The organism is Streptomyces nojiriensis (assembly GCF_017639205.1).
GTDB classification, from domain to species: Bacteria; Actinomycetota; Actinomycetes; order Streptomycetales; family Streptomycetaceae; genus Streptomyces; species Streptomyces nojiriensis.
Genome location: NZ_CP071139.1, coordinates 1827240 through 1848292, shown reverse-complemented (window position 1 = coordinate 1848292; position 21053 = coordinate 1827240). Strand labels below are relative to the sequence as shown.

Below are 21053 nucleotides of genomic sequence, written 5' to 3'. Positions count from 1 at the left end.
CCCGGCCGGGCTGCCGGCCCGAGGGGGCTTTTAGTCGACGTTCATGAGGGTGTCAAGTCCCGAGTTTCCGGAACATGACCCGGATGTGGCCCCCGGGGCTTACTTGTGGTGCGGGCCTCACCGGAAACAAAACGAGGCAGACGAAAGAAACGGAATACCTCTCCGAGGATCTCTTCTCTCGTCCACATCACCGCAGCGTCCCGGAAATCCGGGCACGTCATACACCCCTCTTGAAACTGTAGGAGAAAGTCATGAACCGCAAGATGCACACCAACAACGTTGTCCGTCCCAGCCGTCGCGGTTTCCGCGTCGCCACTCTGGTCGCCGCGGCCGCTGTGGTCACAGGAGGAGTTGTGCTTCCGGCGTCCATGGCCTCGGCCGCTCCGGTGGCCACCCACGTCGCTACGGCCCTCCCGAACGCCGGGGGCGCCGGAGGTGACGGTGGCAAGGGCGGTACCGGCGGTCTCGTCGGTGGCGCCGGTGGCGCCGGAGGCTCCGGTGGCGGCAGTGTCCTGGGTACCGGTGGCAAGGGCGGTAACGGTGGTACCGGTGGGGACGGCTTCCTGCTCGGTGGCGCCGGTGGCGGTGGCGGCGGTGGCGGCGAAGGCCGCATCGGTGGCGCCGGTGGTAACGGTGGCGACGGCGGCTTCGGCGTCCTTCAGGGCGGCAACGCCGGTGGCGGCGGCGGGGGCGGCGACGGCTTCGTCAAGGGCGGCAAGGGCGGCAACGGCGGCAACGGCGGCTTCAGCATCTTCAACGGAGGCGCTGGCGGCAGGGCCGGAGACGGCGGCCTCGGCGGCCTGATCGGTGGCGCCGGTGGCGACGGCGGCGCCGGTGGCGGCAGCCTCTTCTGACCGCTCACCGCAGTAACCGGATCAACGGGGTGGGGGCCTTCGGGCCTCCACCCCCCACCCCCCAAGTTCCACCCCCCAAGTTCCCCCCCTCGTCGGTATGTGCCGAAACGGAGAAACCCCTCATGTTCACGAAGTCCTGGCAGCGTCCGATCATCCTGGTCACGGCCTCTCTGGCCCTCGTCACCGGTACGGCGTGCGCCGCGCAGGCGTCGCAGTCCCACACCCCCACGAACATCAGCGCCTCGGCCCCGGCCGACCAGCCCGAACACTGCATCGGATTCGGCGCCGGCGGCAAGGGCGGAGAGGGCGGCAAGGGCGGCCGGGGCGGCGAGCCCGGTCAGCCGGGTGAGCCCGGCCAGCCCGGCGGGGTCGGCTGCTTCAAGTTCGAGGACCTGCCCGACAAGCCGAAGGCGGATCTGACGGTGGTCGACAAGGTGCGCATCGTGCTCATCGTGCTGGCGGCCGACGACCCGGACGAGACCACGAAGAAGATCTCCGAGAAGTACAAGATCACGGACAAGCAGATCGACACCTGGAAGCAGTACTACGTCGACGGCGACTGGTTCGCCCTGATGGCGGACGACGTCCGCTCGTAAGGCCTCGGCGCCCCGGTCCGCAACGGGCCGGGGCGCCGGTGGAACCTCGGGAAAAGAACGGCACGTCCGGTCACCGATCGGGCCCATTCGACAGGAACGCGGAAAGCGGGAAAGCGGGAAATCGGAACACCGCCGCCGCGTCACGTAAAGCAATTTCCAGGCAAGGGAGAATCTCATGCGTACGCGATCCACGAAATTTCGGCTCGGTCTCATCATTTCGGCGACTCTCATCGGCGCGGGTGCGATGGCACCGGTCGCCACGGCAGCCCCGGCGCCGTCCGCCCGGACGGTCTCCGCCTTTGTTCAAGGCGACGCGCATCCGGGCGGGAGCCGGTTCGACGGCCGGGCGGTGCTCGACGGAGTCAAGGTGGACAAGGGCAGTGTCCGCGTCGGGGACCGGGTCTGTGCGGGCAGCTGCGAGGGATCGGTGAACGGCACCAAGGGCGGCAAGGGCGGTATCTGCGCCGGTCTGTGCAACGGGAGCGCCAACGGCGGCACCGGCGTCACGGGCGTGCCGGGCGGCACCGGCGGCACCGGCGGCAAGGGCGGCATCTGCGCCGGGACGTGCAACGGCAGCGCCAACGGCGGCACCGGCGGCACCGGCGGGGTCGCACTGCCCGGCGGTGACGGCGGCAAGGGCGGCACCGGCGGAGACGGCGGCATCTGCTTCGGCTTCGGCTGCGGGACCACCGGCGGCTTCGGCGGTAACGGCGGCGCCGGCGGCAGCGACGACGACTGACCGCCATGGACCGCGGCGCGCACCGGGACCGGTTCCCTTCGGGGACCGGTCCCGGTGCGTGTGCGTGTCCGTGTGCGTGTCCCTCCCGTCACCGCGCCGCGACGGGGCGGCGCGCGGGTGGGGCGCTCGATAGACTTCCAGATATGGAAGAGCGGCCTGCCGCGTCCGGCGGCGCCACCCGGCCGGGTGAGGGGGGCGTCCGATGAGCGAGGCATCCAACCTCAGCGTGTACGCGGGCCGTGCCTCGGGCCTCATCGGCAAGCAGATCGCGGGCTACCGGGTGGAGCGCATGATCGGCCGCGGTGGCATGGCCGTCGTCTACTGCGCGAAGGACCTGCGCCTGGACCGTACGGTCGCGCTCAAACTGATCGCCCCCGAGCGCGCCCGCGACGAGACCTTCCGGCGCCGCTTCACGCACGAATCGCGGGTGGCGGCGTCCATCGACCACCCGCACATCGTGCCCATCTTCGAAGCCGGCGAGACCGACGGCGTCCTCTACATCGCCATGCGCTACGTCTCCGGCCTGGACCTGCGCGCGCTGCTGGACCGCGAGGGCCAGCTGCCCGTGGCGACCGCCCTGCGCATCGCCGCCCAGGTGGCATCGGCGCTCGACGCGGCCCATGACCACGACCTGGTGCACCGGGACGTCAAGCCCGGCAACATCCTGGTCGCCGCGGGCACCGACAGCGAGCACCCCGAGCACATCTACCTCACGGACTTCGGGCTGACGAAGAAGTCGCTGGCGCTGACCGGGTTCACCACGGACGGAGAGTTCGTCGGCACGCTCGACTACATGGCGCCGGAACAGATCTCCGGCAGGCCGGTGGACGGCAGGTGCGATCTCTACAGCCTGGCGTGCGTCGTCTACGAAACCCTCGCCGGCGGGCCGCCCTTCCAGCGCGAGGAGGACGCGGCGCTGCTGTGGGCGCACCAGTACGACCCCCCGCCCCCACTGACGGAACGGCGGCCGGGAATCGCTCCCGCCGCCGCCGATGTACTGACCAAGGCCCTGTCGAAGGTCCCCGAGGACCGCTACGGGTCCTGCCTCGAATTCGTGGCGGCCCTCCGCGACGCCACGGGAGGCGGCACCGGCCGTTACGCCGATCCGCCGTCGCGGGAGGACTCCCGTCCCCCCGGTGTCCCGGGGGACTCCGCGCCCCCGCGGGAGCCCCCGGTCTGGGCCCGGCCGGTCTTCTACGGCCTGCCCGGCGGCCCGTAGACCGCGCCTCGCCCGCCCCGCCCTTCACGGGCGGGGCGGGCGAGGTGGTGTCCTGTCCTGTGAACGTCGTTCCTGCGCGGCTGTCACAGCCCCATCGAGATGGCCAGGCGGGTCATCTCGGCCGTGGTGCTGATGTTCAGCTTGGCGCGGATGCGGCGCAGGTAGGCGTCGACCGTGTGCTTGGAGAGCCCCATCTGGCGAGCCGTCTGCAGGTAGGTGCAGCCTGCGGCGATGTGTCGCAGTGCCTCCTGCTCGCGCGGGGCGAGGGTGGGGGTGGTGGCTTCGGTCTGCGGGGCGACGAGGGTGAGGCTCATGATTTCCTCCGACGGATCGGCCTGGTCATCACTGCTCACGTCCTCGGAAGCAGGGGACGTATACCGGAATGTCGGTGTTTGTCCCTGATAAAGAGCTTGTCGGCGGGACTTCATGGAGCTGTCCGTCGACTGTCACAGGCGCGTCACAGGGAACATTTCCGTGCATATCGCCCAGCCCTGTACGCGTCCTCAGTACTCGGTGAGGGACTGCTCGGCCCAGATGGTCTTGCCGATGGCCGCGTGCCGGGTGCCCCAGCGCTCGGCGAGCTGCGCCACCAGCAGCAGCCCCCGCCCGCCCTCGTCGAAGGTCCGGGCCCGCCGCATGTGCGGGGCGGTGCTGCTCGCGTCGGAGACCTCGCAGATCAGGGTGCTGTTCTTCTCGTGGATCAGCCGCAGCTGGATGGGCGGCTGGCCGTACCTGATCGCGTTGGTGACCAGCTCACTGACCAGCAGCTCGGTGACGAAGGCGGCCTCCTCCAGCCCCCAGGCCGTCAGCTGGTCGGTCGTCTGGCGCCGGGCCGTGGCGACCACGGAGGGGTCGGAGGGCAGGTCCCACACGACGACCTGGTCGGCGTGCAGGCTCCGGGTCCGGGCGACGAGCAGGGCCACGTCGTCGTCCGGCCGGTGCGTCAGCATGGCCGTCAGTACGCGGTCGCACACCGTGTCCAGCGTGTCCGCGGGCCGGACCAGGGCCGCGAACATGCTGTCCAGCGCCTCGTCGATGTCGTGGTCGCGGGCCTGCAGCAGACCGTCGGTGTACAGGGCGAGGATGCTGCCCTCGGGCAGTTCGACCTCGAGCGTCTCGAAGGGCAGGCCGCCCAGGCCCAGCGGGGGACCGGCCGGGACGTCCAGGAGGTACACGGATCCCTCCGGGGAGACCACGGCGGGCGGCGGGTGGCCGGCGCGGGCGACCGTGCAGCGCCGGATGACCGGGTCGTAGACCACGTAGAGGCAGGTGGTGCCGATGCCGCCGGCCGTCTCCCCGCCGGACTCCTGGTCGCCCTCGTCGGCGGACAGGTGGATGACGAGGTCGTCGAGGTGGGTGAGCAGCTCGTCGGGTCCCAGGTCGACATCGGCCAGGGTGCGTACGGCGGTGCGCAGCCGCCCCATGGTCGCCGTGGCCCGGATGCCGTGGCCGACGACATCCCCCACGACCAGCGCCACCCGGGCGCCCGACAGCGGGATCACGTCGAACCAGTCGCCGCCCACACCGGCCTCGCCGGCCGCGGGCAGGTATCGGGAGGCGATCTCCAGCGCGGCCTGGTCGGGCAGCGTGTGCGGGAGCAGGCTGCGCTGCAGCGTCATGGTGGTCGTGTGCTCCCGGCCGGACCGGTACGCGTTGCGGATCCCGGCCGCCGCGCGGGCCGTGAGCTCCCCGGCCACCCGGAGGTCCTCCGGCTGGAAGGGCTCCCGGCGCCGGTGGCGGCTGAATACGGCCACACCGAGCGTGCCCCCGCCGGCCCGCATCGGCACCACCATGACCGAGTGGGCCCCGTACTCCCCGATCCAGGCGGCTCCGGGGTCCTGGGCCGCCCACCGGGCGAGGGCCGGGTCCGCGTCCCCGTACACGGCGCCGTGCCCCGCGACCAGGGCTTCGACGGGCGGCGACAGCGGCGGATAGCTGGTCGTGTCCCCGACGGCGACCGTGGACTCGGGCGTCCCGTCGAGGACCGACCGCGCCGCGGCGCGGCACACGGTGACCGGCCCGTCAGCCGGAACCGAGGACGGCTCCTCGCCCCGCGGGAGCGGTTCCAGCAGGTCGACGACGGCGAAATCGGCGAACCGGGGGACGGCGGCGTCGGCCAGCTCGTGCGCGGTGCGGACACTGTCCAGCGTGGTCCCGATGGGCGCGGCGCCGACTTCCTCCGTCAGGAGCATCTGGTGCTGGACGCCCTCCACCCCGTTCCGGTCGTGCGCGGCCAGGCATACGGCGTGCACCCGGCCGTCCGGGTCCCGCAACGGCGCCAGCGAGGTGGCCCAGCCGTGCTCCGCGCTGGCGCCCGTCGGGTGGACGAAGGCTTCCATGTACTGCGGCTCACCGGAGTCCAGCGCCAGGCGCATCCGGCGCTCGGTCTCGTCGCTCACGGGATCCGGCGCGATCTCCGGCAGCCGTAGTCCCCGCATCTCGGCCTCCGTCAGGGAGAGCGTGCGCTCCATGCCGGTGTTCGCCCGTACCAGTCGCAGGTCCGTGTCGAAGATCGCCAGGAAGCAGGGGGACTGGGTGAACGCCCATTCCTTCAGCGGTTCGTCCCAGGGAGAGCGGTGCGCGCCCCCGACGGCGGACACCACGAACCACTTGACGGTGCCGCCGCTGGACGTCCAGCGGTGCGCGAGCAGTGCCACCTCCATGCGGTGACCGTCCCGGTGGCGCAGCGCCACCGTGCCGCTCCACCGCTCCTGCTCGGACGGCACCCGCCGCGCCGCGTCACCGAGGACATCGGCGAGCCGGTGGGCGGCGGGCAGTCCCACGACCTCGGACGGGACGTAGCCGAGCAGCCGGGTCGCGCCCTCGCTCCACTCGGTGACGATGCCCTGCTCGTTGATCGTCGCCGAGGCCGTGTAGGCCGACTCGAGGGAGGCGCCCGTCTCCGCGGGCCGCTCACCAGGAGAGGTGGGAACTTGCTCCATCGCCACTCATCTCGCCCTCGCTCGTTCCGCTGCCGCCGTCCCACGGGGACGTGCACGGCCAGGCGCTCCTCTGACCAGGATCATCCAGCCGGGCAAGGAGCACCAACGCAGTACGGTCAGGCGGGGCACTCAGCCACCCGGGTGCGCGAGGACCAGGGCGAGCGCCGCGTCGTCCGCCCGCCACACCATCGCGCGGCGCCGTCCGCCGAGGACGGGCGGCCGGAGGCCGAGGATCGGGATGCCGCGCGGAGCGGCGCCGAAGACCCCGCTGCGGTCGGCCTTGACGGCGGCCTCCTTCAGCGCCCAGGCCCCGGTCATGGCGTCGGGCCGCTCCCTGCCGATCAGGGAGAGCTCCTCGGGCGACAGGAAATGGTCCGCGACCCGGCGTACGGCGTCGGCCGAGGCGAACTCGCACAGGTCCACCCCGACCGGCTCCGGCGCGAGCGCCGCGGCGACGTACCCGGCGGTGTGGCTGATGGAGACGTGCAGGGCGGGCGCCGGGCTGCTGCCGCCGACGACGACACGGGGGCTGCCGTCGTCCCGGGGGAGGATCTCCACACCGTCCGCCGGCGCCGAGACCACCTCACCCACCAGCCGCTTGGCGAGCAGCCGGCCGGCCGTCCACTCGGCCTGCCGCCACGCCGGCAGCGCGCCGAGCACGCGCCGCTCGGCCGGCGAGAGCGGCGGCACCCGCCGCAGCTCGCGGGCCCGGGCCACGATCAGGCGGGCCCCGCCCCACCGGTGGACCCGACCCGGAGCGACCGGCCGGAAGACGGCGTCCACGGCGGCGGTCATGACACCGGGGCCGAGTCGAGGAGCAGCAGCTCGCGCGCCAGCGCGGCCACGGCCTGGCGGATCTGGCCGGGGGTGTGGTCGTACGTGATGAAGAACCGCAGCCGGGCCAGCTCCTCCGGTACGGCCGGATGGAGGATGGGGTTGACGCTGATGCCCTGCTGGAACAGGGCCTCCGCGAGCCGCAGGGTCTTCAGCGAGTCCCCGACGATGCACGGCACGACCGGCGTGTCATGGCTGTCCCCGGTGTTGATGCCCGCTTCGCGCGCGAGGTGGACGAAGAGCGCCGCGTTCTCCGACAGCCGTGCCACCCGCTGCGGCTCGGCGCGCAGCATGCGCAGGGCGGTCAGCGAGGCCGCGGTGTCGGCCGGGGTCATCCCGGCGCTGTAGACGAAGCCCGGCACGGTGTAGCGCAGGTACTCCACGACCGGGCGGCTCCCCGCGACGTAGCCGCCGCAGCTCGCCAGCGCCTTCGACAGCGTGCCCGACCACAGGTCGACCGACCAGCGGTCGATGCCGTAGTACTCGCCGATGCCGCGGCCCGTCCGGCCGATCGTCCCGATGCTGTGCGCCTCGTCGATCATCAGCAGCGCGCCGTGCCGGCGCTTGACGTCGACGAGGGCGGGCAGGTCGGCGATGTCCCCGTCCATGCTGTAGACGCCTTCGACGACGACGAGCACCCGCCGGTACTGGTCGCGGACCTGCGTCAGCAGGGTGTCGAGGGCGGTGGCGTCGTTGTGGGGGAAGGGCCGCCGGGTCGCGCCGGACAGCTTGCACCCCTGCAGGATGCTGTCGTGCGCGAGGGAGTCGTGGACGATGAGGTCCCCGGGGCCGACGAGGTGGCCGATCACGGTGACGTTGGTGGCATGGCCGTTGGCCAGCGTGACCGCCGCCTCGCATCCGAGCAGGTCGGCGATCTCGCTCTCGAGTTCCACGTGGAGCGGTCGGCTGCCGGAGAGCAGCCGGCTGGCGGATACCGAGGTGCCGCAGCGCTCTATCGCCTCGTGGGCCGCCTCGTTCACCTGCGGGTGGGTCGCCATGCCCAGGTAGTTGTAGCTGGAGAAGGAGAGGAGTTCCCGGCCGTCGATGACGGTGGTGTCCGTCAGCGCGCCCTCGTGGACGAGGAAGTACGGATTGGCCAGCCCCAGCCCGGAGAGCGTGGCGATGCGCTCGGTGTGGGCGGTGACCTCCGGGAAGCACTCGATCCGTGTGTGCTGCTCGGGCGGCGGCGGTGGCGGGGCCGCGGCCGGGTCGGCGGGCGGCGGTGCCGGGGCTTCCCCGGCTCCGGAGCGCTGCTCGGGGACGGGGGCCGGCACGGTGTCGCCGCAGCTGCGCGCGATCATCGCGGCGAGCCCTGCGACGGTCGGCCGGTCGGTGGCCGTTTCGTCACGGGTCCACCTCGGCCACTCCCGCTCGAGGGAGGAGAACAGGTCGGTCAGCATCAGCGAGTCGAAACCGAGGTCGTCGATCAGCAACTGGTCGTCACGCAGCCGGGCCACCGGGAACGCGCTGACCCGCGCCACGTGCGCGAGCACGGACTCCGTGACCGTGGTGATGTCCCCGGCCCCGGTCGGCGGCGGTTCCTCGGCGGGTGCGTCGGCGGGTGCGTCGGCGGGCGCGGCGGGAGCGGCGGGGGGCACCGGCGTGGTGTCGGCCGTCGCGGGGGCGACGGAGCCCGCGGCCCGGTTCCGCTCGGGAAGGGTCTCGGCGAGGCGGGCCAGCAGCGCCGCCTCCGTGGCCGGGTTCGGCCCGGGGAGGGTCTCCGCGAGGCGGGCGAGCAGCGCGGTCTGCTGCTGGACCAGCCGGAGCAGTTCGTCCATCGGGTGGAGCGGCGCGTCGTGCATCGTGATCTCCTCGGGGGATACGGGCCGGGGCCGGGCCTGGGACCGGTGGGACGGAGCGGAGGTGCCCGTCGTCCCCGGGCGCCGGCGGGGCACCCAGTAGGACTGGGTGGCGAGCTTGGCCACCGGCAGGTCGAGCAGTCGGCGCTCCTCCCGCGGAACCAGGGCGCGCGGGTCGACCGGTGCGCCCAGGACCGCGAGCCGGGCGAGGGCCCGGACGAAGCTCCGGCCGCCGTCCGGCGCCGCCCCGGCGACGTGGACGACGTGGACGTCGCCGTGGTCGGTGAGGTTGCGGCGGACCGAGGTCAGGAGCGAGTTCCCGCCGGTCACCTGGAGGAAGATGCGGGCCCCCTGGTCGTAGGCGGTGCGCACGGCATCGCCGAACCGGACCGGCGCGGACGCGTGCCGGGCCCACAGCTCGCGCAGCCGCTCGGAGTCGGCACAGACCTCCGCGTCCACGGACGACACGAAAGGCAGGACGGGGCTGCTGACGGGGCGGTCGGCGAGGTCCGCGCGCATCCTCTCGTCGGCGGCGGCGAGCCGCGGCGAGTGGAAGGCGTTCGACACGTCGAGCGCCACCGTGACGACCCCCGCGTCGGCGCAGGCCCGGCGCATGGCGTCGAGCCCGTGCGGCGTACCGCTGACCACGACCTGCCGCGGCTGGTTGAAGCAGGCGAGCCACACGTCGTCGATGCCGTTCACCAGCCGGCGGCAGGTCTCCTTGTCGGTCTGCACGGCGAGCATCCCGCCGCGCAGGCCGCTCTCGGCCTCCCGGAGGGCCGTGCCCCGGTGCACCAGCAGCCGCACGGTCTCCTCGTCGGTGAGGGCGCCGGCCGCCGCGGCCGCGGCGAACTCCCCGACGCTGTGGCCGAGGACCAGGTCGGGAGCGATGCCGAAGCCGGCGAGGAGCCGGGTGGCGGCGATCTGGACGGTCCCGAGCAGCGGCTGGCACACCTCGGTGGAGGCGAGCCGGCGCGCGGTCTCCTCGTCCTCGCCCTCGGCGGTCGCCGCCCCGCCGTACAGCAGGTCGCCGATGTCGAGGCCGGCGGCCTCGCGGGCCGCGGCGGCCAGAGCGTCGACGGTCGCCCGGAAGCTTGGGAACCGCTCGTGGAGGTCCCGCATCATGCCGGGCCGCTGGCTGCCCTGACCGGGGAAGAGGAAGGCGAGGCGGCGCCGCTCGGCCGGCAGCGGGGCGTCGGCGGCGAAGCCGTCGTCCCCGAGGTCGCCCCGCTCGCCCTCGAGGAGCTGCTCGCGGGCGTGGCGCAGCCGCCGTACGAAGGCCTCCGTGTCGGCGGCCACGATCGCGAGCCGGGCCGTCAGCGGCCGGCGGGAGCCGAGGGTGTGGGCCACGGCTGCCAGCGGGGCGGGGTCCGCCGTGTCGAGTGCGTCGAGAACCTCGCCGATGTGCTGGTCCAGGAGTTCGGGGCTGCCGGCCGAGAGCAGGACGAGCCGAGGGCCGGTGTCCGGGGAGGCCCCGGAGGCCCCGGTGCGCTCCGGGAGGCGGCCCGCAGCGGGTGAGGGGGCGGGCCGCTCCTCCAGCACCACGTGGACGTTCGTCCCGCCGAAGCCGAACGAGCTGACGGCGGCCCGGCGCGGGGTGCCCGACTCCGGAAAGGGCAGCGAGGCGTCGGCGATGCGCAGCCCCGCGGCGCCGATGCCCAGGCCCGGGTGCGGGGCGGTCCGCGGCTGCGGAACGATCGTCCGGTGGTGGACGACCAGGGCCGTCTTGATCAGTCCGGCGATGCCCGCCGCGGACAGCGAGTGTCCGATGAGGGCCTTGCCCGCGCCGACGTAGCACAGCGAGGGGTCGTCGTCGGGGTACTCGGTACGCAGCCGGCGCAGCGCCTCCACCTCGGCCCGGTCGCCGGTGGCGGTACCGGTCCCGTGGGCCTCCAGGAAGCCGACCGAGGACGGGGCGACCCCCGCGTCGTCGTAGGCCCGGCGCATGGCGCGCAGCTGGCCTTCGGGCGCGGGCGCCAGCGGCCCGGGGGACGAGCCGTCGTTGGCGGAGCCGATGCCCCTGATCACCGCGTAGACCCGGTCGCCCGCGGCGAGCGCGTCGGCGAGCGGCCGGACGACGACGGCGCCGGCACCCTCGCCGAGGACGAAACCGTCGGCCCCCTCGTCGAAGGGGCGGCACACCCCGGTGGCGGACAGCGCCCGGAGCGTGGAGAAGCCGATCAGGCTGTCGGGGGTGAGGTTGAGGTATACGCCGCCGACGACGGCGATCCGGCAGCCGCCCTGGCGCAGTTGGGCCACGGCCTGGTCCAGGGCGACGAGCGAGCCGGAGCAGGCGGCGTCGACGGCGAAGCTGGGCCCGCCGAGGTCGAAGTGCCGGCTGACGGTGCCGGGGGCCATGTTGAGCAGGCTCCCCGGCAGGCTGAAGGCCTGTACGGTGCCGAGCGATCCCGCGTGGTCCTTGACGGCGTCGAGGAGGCCGCCGGGGTCCGCCGCGGCCTGCCGCGCGTCCTCGGCCAGGGCGATGGCCCGGATGGGGGCCGACATGAGGTCCTTGTAGTCGGACACCGACATGCCGCAGAAGACCCCGGTGTTCTCCCGGTCGAAGTCGCCCCGGCCCAGCCCCGCGTCGTCGAGGGCTTCGCGGGTGACGTCCAGCAGCAGCCGGTGCTGCGGGTCCATGGCCCGGGCGCGAGCGGGCGGTACGCCGTAGTGCAGGGCGTCGAAGCGGTCCACGTCCTCCAGGAAGGCGACCTGGTCGGTGTACGCGGCGTGGGGTGCGGACGGATTGCCGGGTTCGTGGAAGGTCTCATGGTTCCAGCGCTCCTTCGGCACGGCGGAGAACTGCCGTTCCCCGCTCAGCAGGAGCTTCCAGTAGGCGCTGATGTCGGGAGCGCCGGGGAAGCGGCAGCCGAGTCCGGTGATGGCGATGTCGGTCATGGGAGTTCTTCCTTGTCATGAGGGGGGTACGGGAGGGACGAAGACGCGAGGGCGGTCAGTGCCGCGCGCGGGCCGGGGTGCGCGGGGCGGGCCGGGCCGCGGGACACCTGCGGACGGGGGCCGGGGGCGGACGGGACGCCGGGAGCGGCTCCTTGGGCCGGATGGGACGCGGCGCCCACCAGTTCAGGCCGCCCGCCAGGCGCATGAGCGCCGGTACGAGGACGCCCCGTACGAGCGTGGCGTCGAGGAGGACGCCGAGGCCGGCGCCGATCCCGAAGAACTGCAGGAGGGACACCTGCGAGGTGCCGAAGCCCAGGAGGGTGAAGGCGAGCAGCGCGCCGGCGGTGGTGACGATGCCGCCCGTGCGGGCCATGCCCGTGACGATCGAGCGGGCGTTGTCCTGCCCGGCCTCGTGCGCCTCCTTGATGCGCGCGAGGACGAACACCTCGTAGTCCACCGAGAGCCCGAAGACGATGCAGAACAGCAGGACCGGCATGGTCGTACTGAGGGGCCCCGGCGTGAAGCCGAGCAGCTGGTGCAGATGACCCGACTGGAAGACCCACACCATGGCGCCGAGGACGGCCGCGAGACTCAGCGCGTTCAGCGCGATGGCCTTCAGCGGCAGCAGCAGACTGCGCGTGAAGCCCAGCAGCAGCGCGAAGGTGGTGAGCGAGATCAGCGCGAGCGCCAGCGGGATCCGGTCGCCCACGGTGGCTTTGGCGTCGACCAGGACCGCGCTCGGTCCGCCGACGAGGACCTCGGTGCCCGCGGGGGCGGGGATCGCGCGGATGTCGTGGACGAGCTGCTGGGCGGCGTGCGACTGGGGGTCGACCAGCGGCACCACGGAGAGCCGGACCGGGCCGCGGGCGGCGGGCCGGGCGGTGGCCGCGGCCGGGGCGGAGACCGCTGCCCGCTCCCCGTACCGGAAGCCGCCGTCGGGTCCCACGACCTGGGCGACCTGCGCGAACGCGGACAGGCGGCGGGCGTACTCCACCCGCTCCGGCGGGGGGACGTCGCCGGTGGTGACGACCGTCAGCGCGCCGGAGCCCTTCATGTCGAACCGCTCGCGCACCAGGTCACCGGTCTGCCGGCCGGACGCGTTCGACGGCAGCGCCCGGTCGTCGGGGGTGGCGAAATCGGCGTGCGCGAAGGGCGCGGCGAGCAGCACCAGCAGGCCGATCACCGGCAGCGCCGCGATCAGCGGGCGGCGTACGACGATCCGCGCCAGCCCCTCCCAGAAGCCGGACCGGGAGCCGGACCGGACCTTGCGGCGCCACGGCACGGCCCAGGCGTTCACCCGCTTGCCGAGCAGTGCGAGCAGGGCGGGCAGTACGGTCACGGCGCTCACCGCGGCGATCGCCACGACGGCGATGCCCGCGTAGGCGAAGGAGCGCAGGAAATACGGCGGGAACACCAGCAGCGTGGCGAGCGCGGCGGAGACCGTCGCGGCGCTGAAGGCGATCGTGTGGCCCGCCGTGCGCACGGTCCGTACGGCGGCGGTGCTCGGGAGGAATCCGGCGGCCAGCTCCTCCCGGAACCGCGAGACGATCAGCAGTCCGTAGTCGATGCCCAGCCCGAGGCCGAGCGCAGTGGTGAGGTTCAGCGCGAACACGGACACGTCGGTGATCCGGCCGAGGACGCTCAGGACCAGCAGCGTCCCGGCGACGGCGAGGACCCCGATGAGCAGGGGCAGGGCCGCGGCGACCACACTGCCGAAGACCAGGACCAGCAGGATCAGGGTGCCCGGCAGGACGACGGACTCGGCCCGCTTCAGGTCGGACTCGGAGATGTCCTGGAGCTCGGCGTCGACGAGGGCGCTCCCTCCGACGTGCACCGTCAGGGCCTTGCCGGCACCGGTCGGGCCCGCCAGCTCCGCGCGCAGCCGCTCGGCCCGCGCAGCGAGTTCCTCCCCCTCGCCGTCCACATGCGCGACCAGCATCGCCGCGTGGCCGTCGCGGCTGCGCAGCTCCGCCGCGCCGCCGGTCCAGTACGAGGCCACGGCGCTCACGTGGGGCTGCGCGGCGAGCCTGCCGGTCAGTTCCCGGCCCGCACCGCGGGCGTCCGGACCGTCCACGGAACCGCCGGCGCTCTGCGCCACGAGGACCAGGTTCGGGGAAGCGCCCAGGCGCTCGGCGGCCAGGTGCGCGGCGCGGCTCGACTCGGACCGCGGATCGTCGTATCCCTGCGTCTTCAGCCGGCCGGTCGCATCCGTACCGAACAGGACGGACAGGACGAGGAAGACGAGCGCGCCGACGAGGACGAGTCGGGGGTGACGGGTCACGAAGGCCCCTGCGCGGCGGAACATGGATGCCTCCGGTACGGACGGCGATTCGCTCCTGCTCTCGCGCAGGAAGGTCGGTATCCACCGTGCCCGGGGGCGGGACGAGGCCGTAGTCCCGGCCATTCGTACCTTGACAGGAGCGGAGGGGGCGGTATCCCGGAGGCAGCGACACGCAGGGTGACATTGAGTGCCCGCGGGTCACTCGATGTGGTGGGTCCGTGGTGGGAGTGGCGGCGCCGGGGTGCGTCCGGTGCGTCCGCCGCCGACTATGGGCGGCGTACCACCCCCACTGCCGTTGTCAGGAGCTCACCATGCTGGAGCGCAAACTGCGCAAGGACCACACCGAGGTCACATTCATCCTGCCCGTCGACACCCCGCCGGGACCGGTCAGCGTGGTGGGCGACTTCAACGACTGGCAGCCCGGTGTCCACACCCTGGCCCGCCGCAAGGACGGCAAGCGCGCCGTGACCGTCGAGCTGCCCAGCAAGAGCACGCACTCCTTCCGGTACCTGGCGGCCGGGGACTACTGGTTCAACGACGAGAGCGCCGGGGACCAGGACGGCCCCAACAGCCGCCTGCACACCTGACGGCCCGGCCTCCTCGCAGACCGCAGCGCGCCCCGGCCATGGGCCGGGGCGCGTTTGTTCGGCGTCGATCAAATGAAGTAAGGTTAGGCTAATCTAATCGATCAACAGTACATATTTCAGGGCGAGTTGGTGGCCTCTCACTCCCGCGTGCCCGTTTTGTCTATCGACAGCGCGCCGGGGAATCAGCTTAGCTTTGCCTAAGTTTCGGTCGCGGCTGCGTCGGCGTGCCGACCCGTCCGGGCGGTGGATCGAAGGGATGACGTAGAGCGACATGGGCACGATTGCAGTGGAACGCCCCGTGCCCAGGGGCGTGACGGAGGCCCGTCGGCGGCGGGTCGTGGGCTCGGTCGTCCTGGTGCTGGTCCTCCTGGCCGCCGTGGTGGTGTCGCTGGCCGTCGGCGCGCGGGCGCTGACCCCCGCCGAGGTGTGGCGCGGGTTATCGGCGGCGCCGGACCCCGACCAGCGGCTCACCGAGATACGGCTCATCGTGCGGACCGTACGGGTGCCGCGCACGGTGCTCGCGGTCGTGGCGGGCGTGGCCCTGGGGGTCGGCGGCGCGCTGATCCAGGGGTACACGCGCAATCCGATCGCCGACACCGGCCTGCTGGGCGTGAACTCCGGTGCCTCCTTCGCCGTGGTGCTGGTGATCGCCCTGTTCGGGTTCGCCAACCCGTTCCAGTACGTCTGGTTCGCCTTCCTGGGCGCCGCCGTCGCCGGCGTCGTCGTCTTCGGACTGGCGAGCATCGGCCGGGGGGCCGGAAACCCGCTGACCCTCGCGCTGGCCGGACAAGGGGTCACGGTGTTCCTCGCCGCGATGACCACGGCGGTCGCGCTGTCCGACAAGGCCTCGCTGAACGCCCTGCGGTTCTGGAACGCGGGCTCCGTGGCCGGTGTCGGCTTCGACGTCATCTGGCCGGTGATCGCGTTCATCGCCGTCGGGCTGGTGCTCGCGCTGATCACGCTGCCCGCCCTCAACCTGCTCAACCTCGGCGACGACGTCGCGCGGGGGCTCGGGGTGAACATCGTGCTCAGCCGGACCCTCGGCATCGCCGCCGTCACCCTGCTGGCGGGAGCCGCCACGGCGGCGTGCGGCCCCATCGCCTTCCTCGGCCTGATGGTGGCCCACATGGCCCGGTACCTGACCGGGCCGGACTACCGCTGGCTGGTGCCGTACGCGGGCCTGCTCGGCGCCATCGTCCTGCTGGTCTGCGACATGGCCGGGCGGCTGCTGGTGCGGCCGGGGGAGCTGGACGCCGGGGTCGTCGTGGCCCTCCTCGGAGCCCCGTTCTTCGCCGCCCTGGTCTGGCGCGGAAAGTTCAAGAGCGCATGACCGGGACCGAGGTGAAGGCATTGGCATCCGTGACGCCGGGCGTACGGCTCGGCCCCGTCTCGTTCGTATGGCGGCCGTGGGTCGTGTGCGTCACGCTGCTGCTGGCGGCGGCGACCTTCCTCGTGTTCTGCGTGTCCATCGGCGTGGGGGACTTCCCCATCGGCCTGTCGCGGGTGATGGCCACGGTGGTGGGCGGCGGCGAGCAGGTCGACAAGTTCGTGATCATGGACCTGCGGATGCCGCGCGCCCTGGCCGGGCTCGTCGTGGGCGTCGCGCTCGGGGTGTCCGGGGCGATCACCCAGTCGATCGCGCGCAATCCGCTGGCCAGCCCGGACATCCTGGGGATCACCGGGGGCGCCGGTGCGGTCGCGGTGTTCCTGGTGACGGTGTCGGGCGGGACCGCCGCGGCGGTCGTCGACTCCGTGGGGCTGTCCGGGGCGGCGCTCGCGGGCGGCCTCGGCACGGGCCTCCTCGTGTACTTCCTGGCGTGGCGGCGCGGGATCGACGGCTTCCGGCTCATCCTCATCGGCATCTCCGTGAGCGCCGTGACGGAGGCGGTCACGACCTGGCTGCTGGTCACGGCCGACATCAGGGACGTGGCCCGGGCCCAGGCCTGGCTGGTCGGCTCGCTGGACAACCGGTCGTGGGACGACGTGGGGGTGGCGCTGTGGTGCACCGCCGCCCTGATGGCCGTCGTGACGGTGGTCGCGTTCCAGTTCAAACCGCTGCACCTCGGCGACGACGTGGCCGCGGGCCTGGGCGTCCGGTACACGAGGGTGCGCGCGGTGCTGCTGCTGTGCGCGGTGCTGCTGGCCGGCGTGGCGGTGAGCGCGGCCGGCCCGGTCCCGTTCGTCGCGCTGGTGGCGCCCCAGGTGGCGATGCGGCTGGCGAAGTGCCCGACACCGCCGATGGCGGCCTCCGGGATGGTCGGAGCCCTGCTGCTGATCGGTGCGGACCTGGTCGCCCGTACGGCCCTGCCGATCACCCTCCCGGTCGGGGTGGTGACCGCCGTGATCGGCGGCCCCTTCCTCATCCACCTGCTGGTGCGGGCCAACCTCCGCTAGCCGGCCCCTCCGCAGACCCTTCAGACACCAGACCCTCAGACCCTCAGACCCTTCGGACATGCCTACTTCAGGGGGAGTTGTGGCCGTATCGCAGATCACCGGGACCGAGTCCGACGAGGACGGGGCCGTACGGCTGGCGGCCAGAGGGGTCACCGTCGGGTACGGCGGTAGGGTCGTCATCGACGACCTCCACGTGTCGATCCCGCCGCGGGTGATCACCACGATCATCGGCTCCAACGGGTGCGGGAAGTCGACCCTGTTGCGGACCCTGTCCCGGCTGCTCAAACCGACCAGCGGATCGGTCGTCCTGGACGGCGAGGACATCGGCCGGCTCAGGACCAGGGACGTGGCCAAGAAGCTCGGCCTGCTGCCGCAGGCTCCGGTGGCGCCGGACGGGCTCACGGTGGCCGACCTCGTCGCCAGGGGCCGCCATCCACACCAGAGCTGGCTGCGGCAGTGGTCCTCCGACGACGCCGACGTCGTGGCGCGGGCCCTGGCCATGACCGGGGTGGCCGACCTGGCCGACCGCCCGGTCGACGCGCTGTCCGGCGGGCAACGGCAGCGGGTCTGGATCTCGATGACGCTGGCTCAGGGCACCGACCTGCTGCTCCTGGACGAGCCGACCACCTATCTGGACCTGGCGCACGCGATCGACGTGCTCGACCTCGTGGACGACCTGCACGAGTCGGGATGCACCGTGGTCCTGGTGCTGCACGACCTCAATCTGGCCACGCGCTACAGCGACAACCTCATCGTGATGAAGGCCGGTTCGATCCTCGCGCAGGGGCACCCCCGTGACGTGATCACCGCCGAGTTGTTGTACGAGGCGTTCGGGCTGCGCGCCAAGGTGATCGACGACCCGGTGGGGGACCGGCCGCTCATCGTGCCCATCGGGCGCGCCCACGTGCACCCCTCATAGATCAAACAAAGTTACGTTGCAAGTAAGGCTAGGCTAGCCTCACTTGAGCGCGGTAGGGTTTGCCTGCCCTCGGGCGGAACCTCAGTGGACGGCACGAAAGCAAGGGATTTCGGATGCTTTTCCATCGAACGACACGTATGACGCCCTGGCAGCGGCTGGCGGCGGGGGTGTCCGCCGCGACCCTCGGTGTCGGCCTCCTGGCCGGATGCGGTTCCGATTCGGCGGACCAGGCCGACAAGAAGAGCGACAACGCCGCGGCCGCCGGGGGCACCTTCCCGGTCACCGTGGAGCACGCCTTCGGAACGACCAAGGTCGACAGGGCTCCCCGGCGGGTCGTCTCGGTCGGATACACCGACGACCAGGCCATCCTGGCGCTCGGCATCAAGCCGGTCGGCATGGTCGACCAGTATCCGAACCCGCCGGGCACCTCCCCCGACATCAACACCCAGTGGCCGTGGGTGAAGGAGAAGTGGGGGGACGCCCGCCCCGAGGTCGTCATGAACAACGGTGACGCCGGCCCGAACTACGAGAAGATCGCGGCCCTGCGGCCGGACCTGATCATCGCCGTGTACTCCGAGATCGACCGGGCCGGCTTCGAGAAGCTCTCCAAGATCGCCCCGACGGTGGGCCGCACCAAGGCAGAGAAGGAGCCGTTCAGCGCCCCCTGGCAGGACAACGCCGTCCACATCGCCAAGGCGCTCGGCCAGGAGGCCAAGGGCACCGAGCTGGTCAAGGGCATCCAGGACAAGCTCGACACGGCCAAGAAGGCGCACCCCGAGTTCGCGAACCAGACCGCCGTCCCGGTGTCCTGGTACAAGGACTCGGTGGCCCCGTTCACCACCACCGACGTGCGCGGCCGGCTGGTGACGGGCATCGGCTACAAGGGCCAGACCGAGATCGACAAGATCGCGGACGGCAAGTTCTACACCACGCTCTCCCCGGAGCGCATGGACCTCGTCGACGTCGACCGCATCTTCGTCATCGCCGACAAGGCGGACCAGGAAGCACTGAAGAAGTTCCAGCTGTTCACCAACCTGAACGCGGTCAAGAACGGCAAGGTCTCCTACCTCCTCGACAGCGAGGGCCCGGCCGTCGGCGCGGCCATGTCCCAGGGCACCCTGCTCTCCCTGCCGTACGCGATCGACGAACTCGTCAAGTCGGCCGGCCAGGTGTGAGCACCACCGCCACGCGCGTCGCCCCGTCGACCCTGCGCACCACGACCGGACGCGAGGCCACCCGCTGGGTCGCGGCGCACTGCCGCGAGGTGCCGTGGCTGACCTTCGCCACCGTGTTCACCACGGTGGCCGGGGCGGCCCTGCAGGTACTCCCGCTGCTCCTGCTCGGCCGGGTCGTCGACGGGGTGGTCGCGGGAGGGCCGCGCTCGATCCTGGTCACGACCGGGGTGCTGATGGTGGCCGCCGCGCTGCTCGGGGCGGCGGCCACCGCCCTGTCGACCTACCTCATCGGGCGCCTCGGCGCGGACCTGCTCGCCCGGCTGCGCGAAGGCGCCGTCCGGGCGGTGCTCGGGATGCCGAGCGCCCGGATCGAGCAGGTCGGCCGGGGCGACGTGCTCTCCCGGGTCGGCGACGACGTGGCCGTGCTGTCCAAGGGCATCAGGACGGCCGTCCCCACCGTGTTCTCGGCGGGGGTGCTGGTCGTCATCGCCACGCTCGGCATGTTCGGCCTGGACTGGCGGCTCGGACTGGCCGGCGCCTGCGCGCTGCCCGCGTACGGGCTGGCCCTGCGCTGGTACCTGCCCCGCTCCGCCCCGCTCTACCAGAGGCAGCGGGCGGCCCAGGCCGACCGCGCCCAGGCCCTGATCAGCGGCCTGAACGGGATAGACACGGTCCGGGCGTACCGCCTCGAAGGGGCCGTCCGCGAGAAGGTCACCCACGAGTCGTGGCGGGTCCGCGAACTCGGCATCGAGGTGTTCCGGCTCTTCGGCCGCTTCGTCGGCCGGGAGAACCGCGCCGAGTTCATCGGACTGGTCCTGATCATCGTGGTGGGGTACGCCCTGCTGGAGGCCGACGCCGCCAGCCTCGGCGAGGTCTCCGCGGCCCCGCTGCTGTTCCACCGCCTCTTCACCCCGCTCGGCTCCATCATGTTCACCTTCGACGAGGCGCAGAAGTCGGGCGCGAGCCTGACCCGCCTGGTCGGCGTACTGGAGGAGGACGCCGAGGACCGGCTGGTCGGCGCCCTGGCCGCGGCACGGGCGGCGGAGCCGCCGGACCCGGTGCCCGTGACCGTGCGCGGGCTGACGTTCCGCTATCCCGACTCCGAGGATCCCGTCGTCCGGGACGTCGACCTCACGATCCCGGCCGGAACCTCGCTCGCGCTGGTCGGGGCGACGGGCGCGGGCAAGTCCACCCTGGCCGCGCTGATCGCGGGCATCGGCACCCCGCAGGCCGGATCGGTGCGCATCGGCTCCACCGGCCTCGCCGGCCTCGACGAGGCCGGGGCGCGGGCCCTGGTCAGCATCCTGACGCAGGAGACGCACGTCTTCTCCGGTCCGCTCGCCGAGGACCTGCGACTGGCCGCACCGGAGGCGACCGACGCCGAGCTGATGGACGCCCTGCGCACGGTCGGCGCCGACGGATGGGTCGACGCGCTGCCCGACGGTCCGAGCACCCTGGTGGGCGAGGGCGGCGAACGCCTCGACGTCACCAAGGTCGCCCATATCGCCCTGGCCCGGCTGGTACTGGGCCGTACCCCCGTCGTCGTGCTCGACGAGTCCACGGCGGAGGCGGGCAGCGAGGGCGCGGCCGAGCTGGAACGGGCCGTGCTCGCCGCGTGCGCGGGCCGCACCACGCTCTTCGTGGCCCACCGGCTCACCCAGGCGATGGCGGCGGACCGGATCGCCGTACTGGACTCCGGACGCGTCGTGGAGCAGGGGACGCACGAGGAACTGGTGGCCCTGGGCGGCCGCTACGCACGACTGTGGCGGGCCTGGCGCGAAGGCAGCTAGGACGCCCCCCTTTTTTCGGTTGGGCC

Annotated in this window: 15 protein-coding genes; 10 read left to right on the top strand and 5 right to left on the bottom strand. The window is 72.7% G+C overall.

The window, feature by feature from the left end; genetic code table 11:
- Positions 1-251 precede the first annotated feature (251 nt).
- The 4 genes from JYK04_RS08630 (at position 252) to JYK04_RS08615 (ending at position 3408) form a co-directional block, all read left to right on the top strand.
- Positions 252-854, top strand: coding sequence for a hypothetical protein (locus JYK04_RS08630; protein WP_189734565.1), 603 nt, complete (start codon positions 252-254; stop codon positions 852-854).
- Between the two features lie 122 nt (positions 855-976).
- Positions 977-1450, top strand: coding sequence for a hypothetical protein (locus tag JYK04_RS08625; RefSeq protein ID WP_189734563.1), 474 nt, complete (start codon positions 977-979; stop codon positions 1448-1450).
- Between the two features lie 175 nt (positions 1451-1625).
- Complete coding sequence (locus JYK04_RS08620; RefSeq protein WP_189734561.1) at positions 1626-2189, top strand: hypothetical protein; 564 nt, start codon at positions 1626-1628, stop codon at positions 2187-2189.
- Between the two features lie 202 nt (positions 2190-2391).
- Positions 2392-3408, top strand: coding sequence for a serine/threonine-protein kinase (locus JYK04_RS08615; protein ID WP_189734559.1), 1017 nt, complete (start codon positions 2392-2394; stop codon positions 3406-3408).
- An 83-nt stretch (positions 3409-3491) separates the two neighbouring features.
- Here the strand turns inward: JYK04_RS08615 and JYK04_RS08610 are convergent, their stop codons facing one another.
- The 5 genes from JYK04_RS08610 to JYK04_RS08590 form a co-directional block, all read right to left on the bottom strand.
- Positions 3492-3722 (bottom strand): response regulator transcription factor, encoded by a 231-nt coding sequence (locus JYK04_RS08610; RefSeq protein WP_189734557.1) that lies wholly within the window; start codon positions 3720-3722, stop codon positions 3492-3494.
- Positions 3723-3911: 189 nt separating this feature from the next.
- Positions 3912-6350 (bottom strand): SpoIIE family protein phosphatase, encoded by a 2439-nt coding sequence (locus JYK04_RS08605; protein ID WP_189734555.1) that lies wholly within the window; start codon positions 6348-6350, stop codon positions 3912-3914.
- A gap of 129 nt (positions 6351-6479) precedes the next feature.
- Positions 6480-7145 (bottom strand): 4'-phosphopantetheinyl transferase family protein, encoded by a 666-nt coding sequence (locus JYK04_RS08600; RefSeq protein WP_189734553.1) that lies wholly within the window; start codon positions 7143-7145, stop codon positions 6480-6482.
- Positions 7142-11881, bottom strand: coding sequence for a type I polyketide synthase (locus JYK04_RS08595; protein WP_189734551.1), 4740 nt, complete (start codon positions 11879-11881; stop codon positions 7142-7144). The genes JYK04_RS08600 and JYK04_RS08595 overlap by 4 nt, the downstream gene beginning before the upstream one ends.
- 55 nt (positions 11882-11936) lie before the next feature.
- Positions 11937-14162 (bottom strand): MMPL family transporter, encoded by a 2226-nt coding sequence (locus JYK04_RS08590; protein ID WP_202186049.1) that lies wholly within the window; start codon positions 14160-14162, stop codon positions 11937-11939.
- A gap of 311 nt (positions 14163-14473) precedes the next feature.
- On the opposite strand from JYK04_RS08590, the gene JYK04_RS08585 reads away from it, so the two are divergent.
- The 6 genes from JYK04_RS08585 (at position 14474) to JYK04_RS08560 (ending at position 21027) form a co-directional block, all read left to right on the top strand.
- Positions 14474-14749 carry an isoamylase early set domain-containing protein gene (locus JYK04_RS08585; RefSeq protein ID WP_030009921.1) on the top strand — a complete coding sequence of 92 codons (276 nt, stop codon included), beginning with the start codon at positions 14474-14476 and terminating at the stop codon, positions 14747-14749.
- A gap of 271 nt (positions 14750-15020) precedes the next feature.
- Complete coding sequence (locus JYK04_RS08580; RefSeq protein ID WP_189734547.1) at positions 15021-16079, top strand: FecCD family ABC transporter permease; 1059 nt, start codon at positions 15021-15023, stop codon at positions 16077-16079.
- The gene (locus tag JYK04_RS08575) at positions 16076-17143 is read left to right on the top strand and encodes a FecCD family ABC transporter permease (RefSeq protein WP_189734545.1); all 1068 of its coding nucleotides are present in this window, start codon (positions 16076-16078) and stop codon (positions 17141-17143) included. Before JYK04_RS08580 ends, JYK04_RS08575 begins: the two co-directional genes overlap by 4 nt.
- Positions 17144-17222: 79 nt before the next feature.
- Complete coding sequence (locus JYK04_RS08570) at positions 17223-18062, top strand: ABC transporter ATP-binding protein (protein WP_189734543.1); 840 nt, start codon at positions 17223-17225, stop codon at positions 18060-18062.
- Positions 18063-18175: 113 nt separating this feature from the next.
- The gene (locus JYK04_RS08565) at positions 18176-19237 is read left to right on the top strand and encodes an iron-siderophore ABC transporter substrate-binding protein (RefSeq protein WP_189734541.1); all 1062 of its coding nucleotides are present in this window, start codon (positions 18176-18178) and stop codon (positions 19235-19237) included.
- A complete protein-coding gene (locus tag JYK04_RS08560; protein ID WP_189734539.1) occupies positions 19234-21027 on the top strand; it encodes an ABC transporter ATP-binding protein in 1794 nt (597 codons plus the stop codon). Before JYK04_RS08565 ends, JYK04_RS08560 begins: the two co-directional genes overlap by 4 nt.
- Positions 21028-21053: the final 26 nt, after the last annotated feature.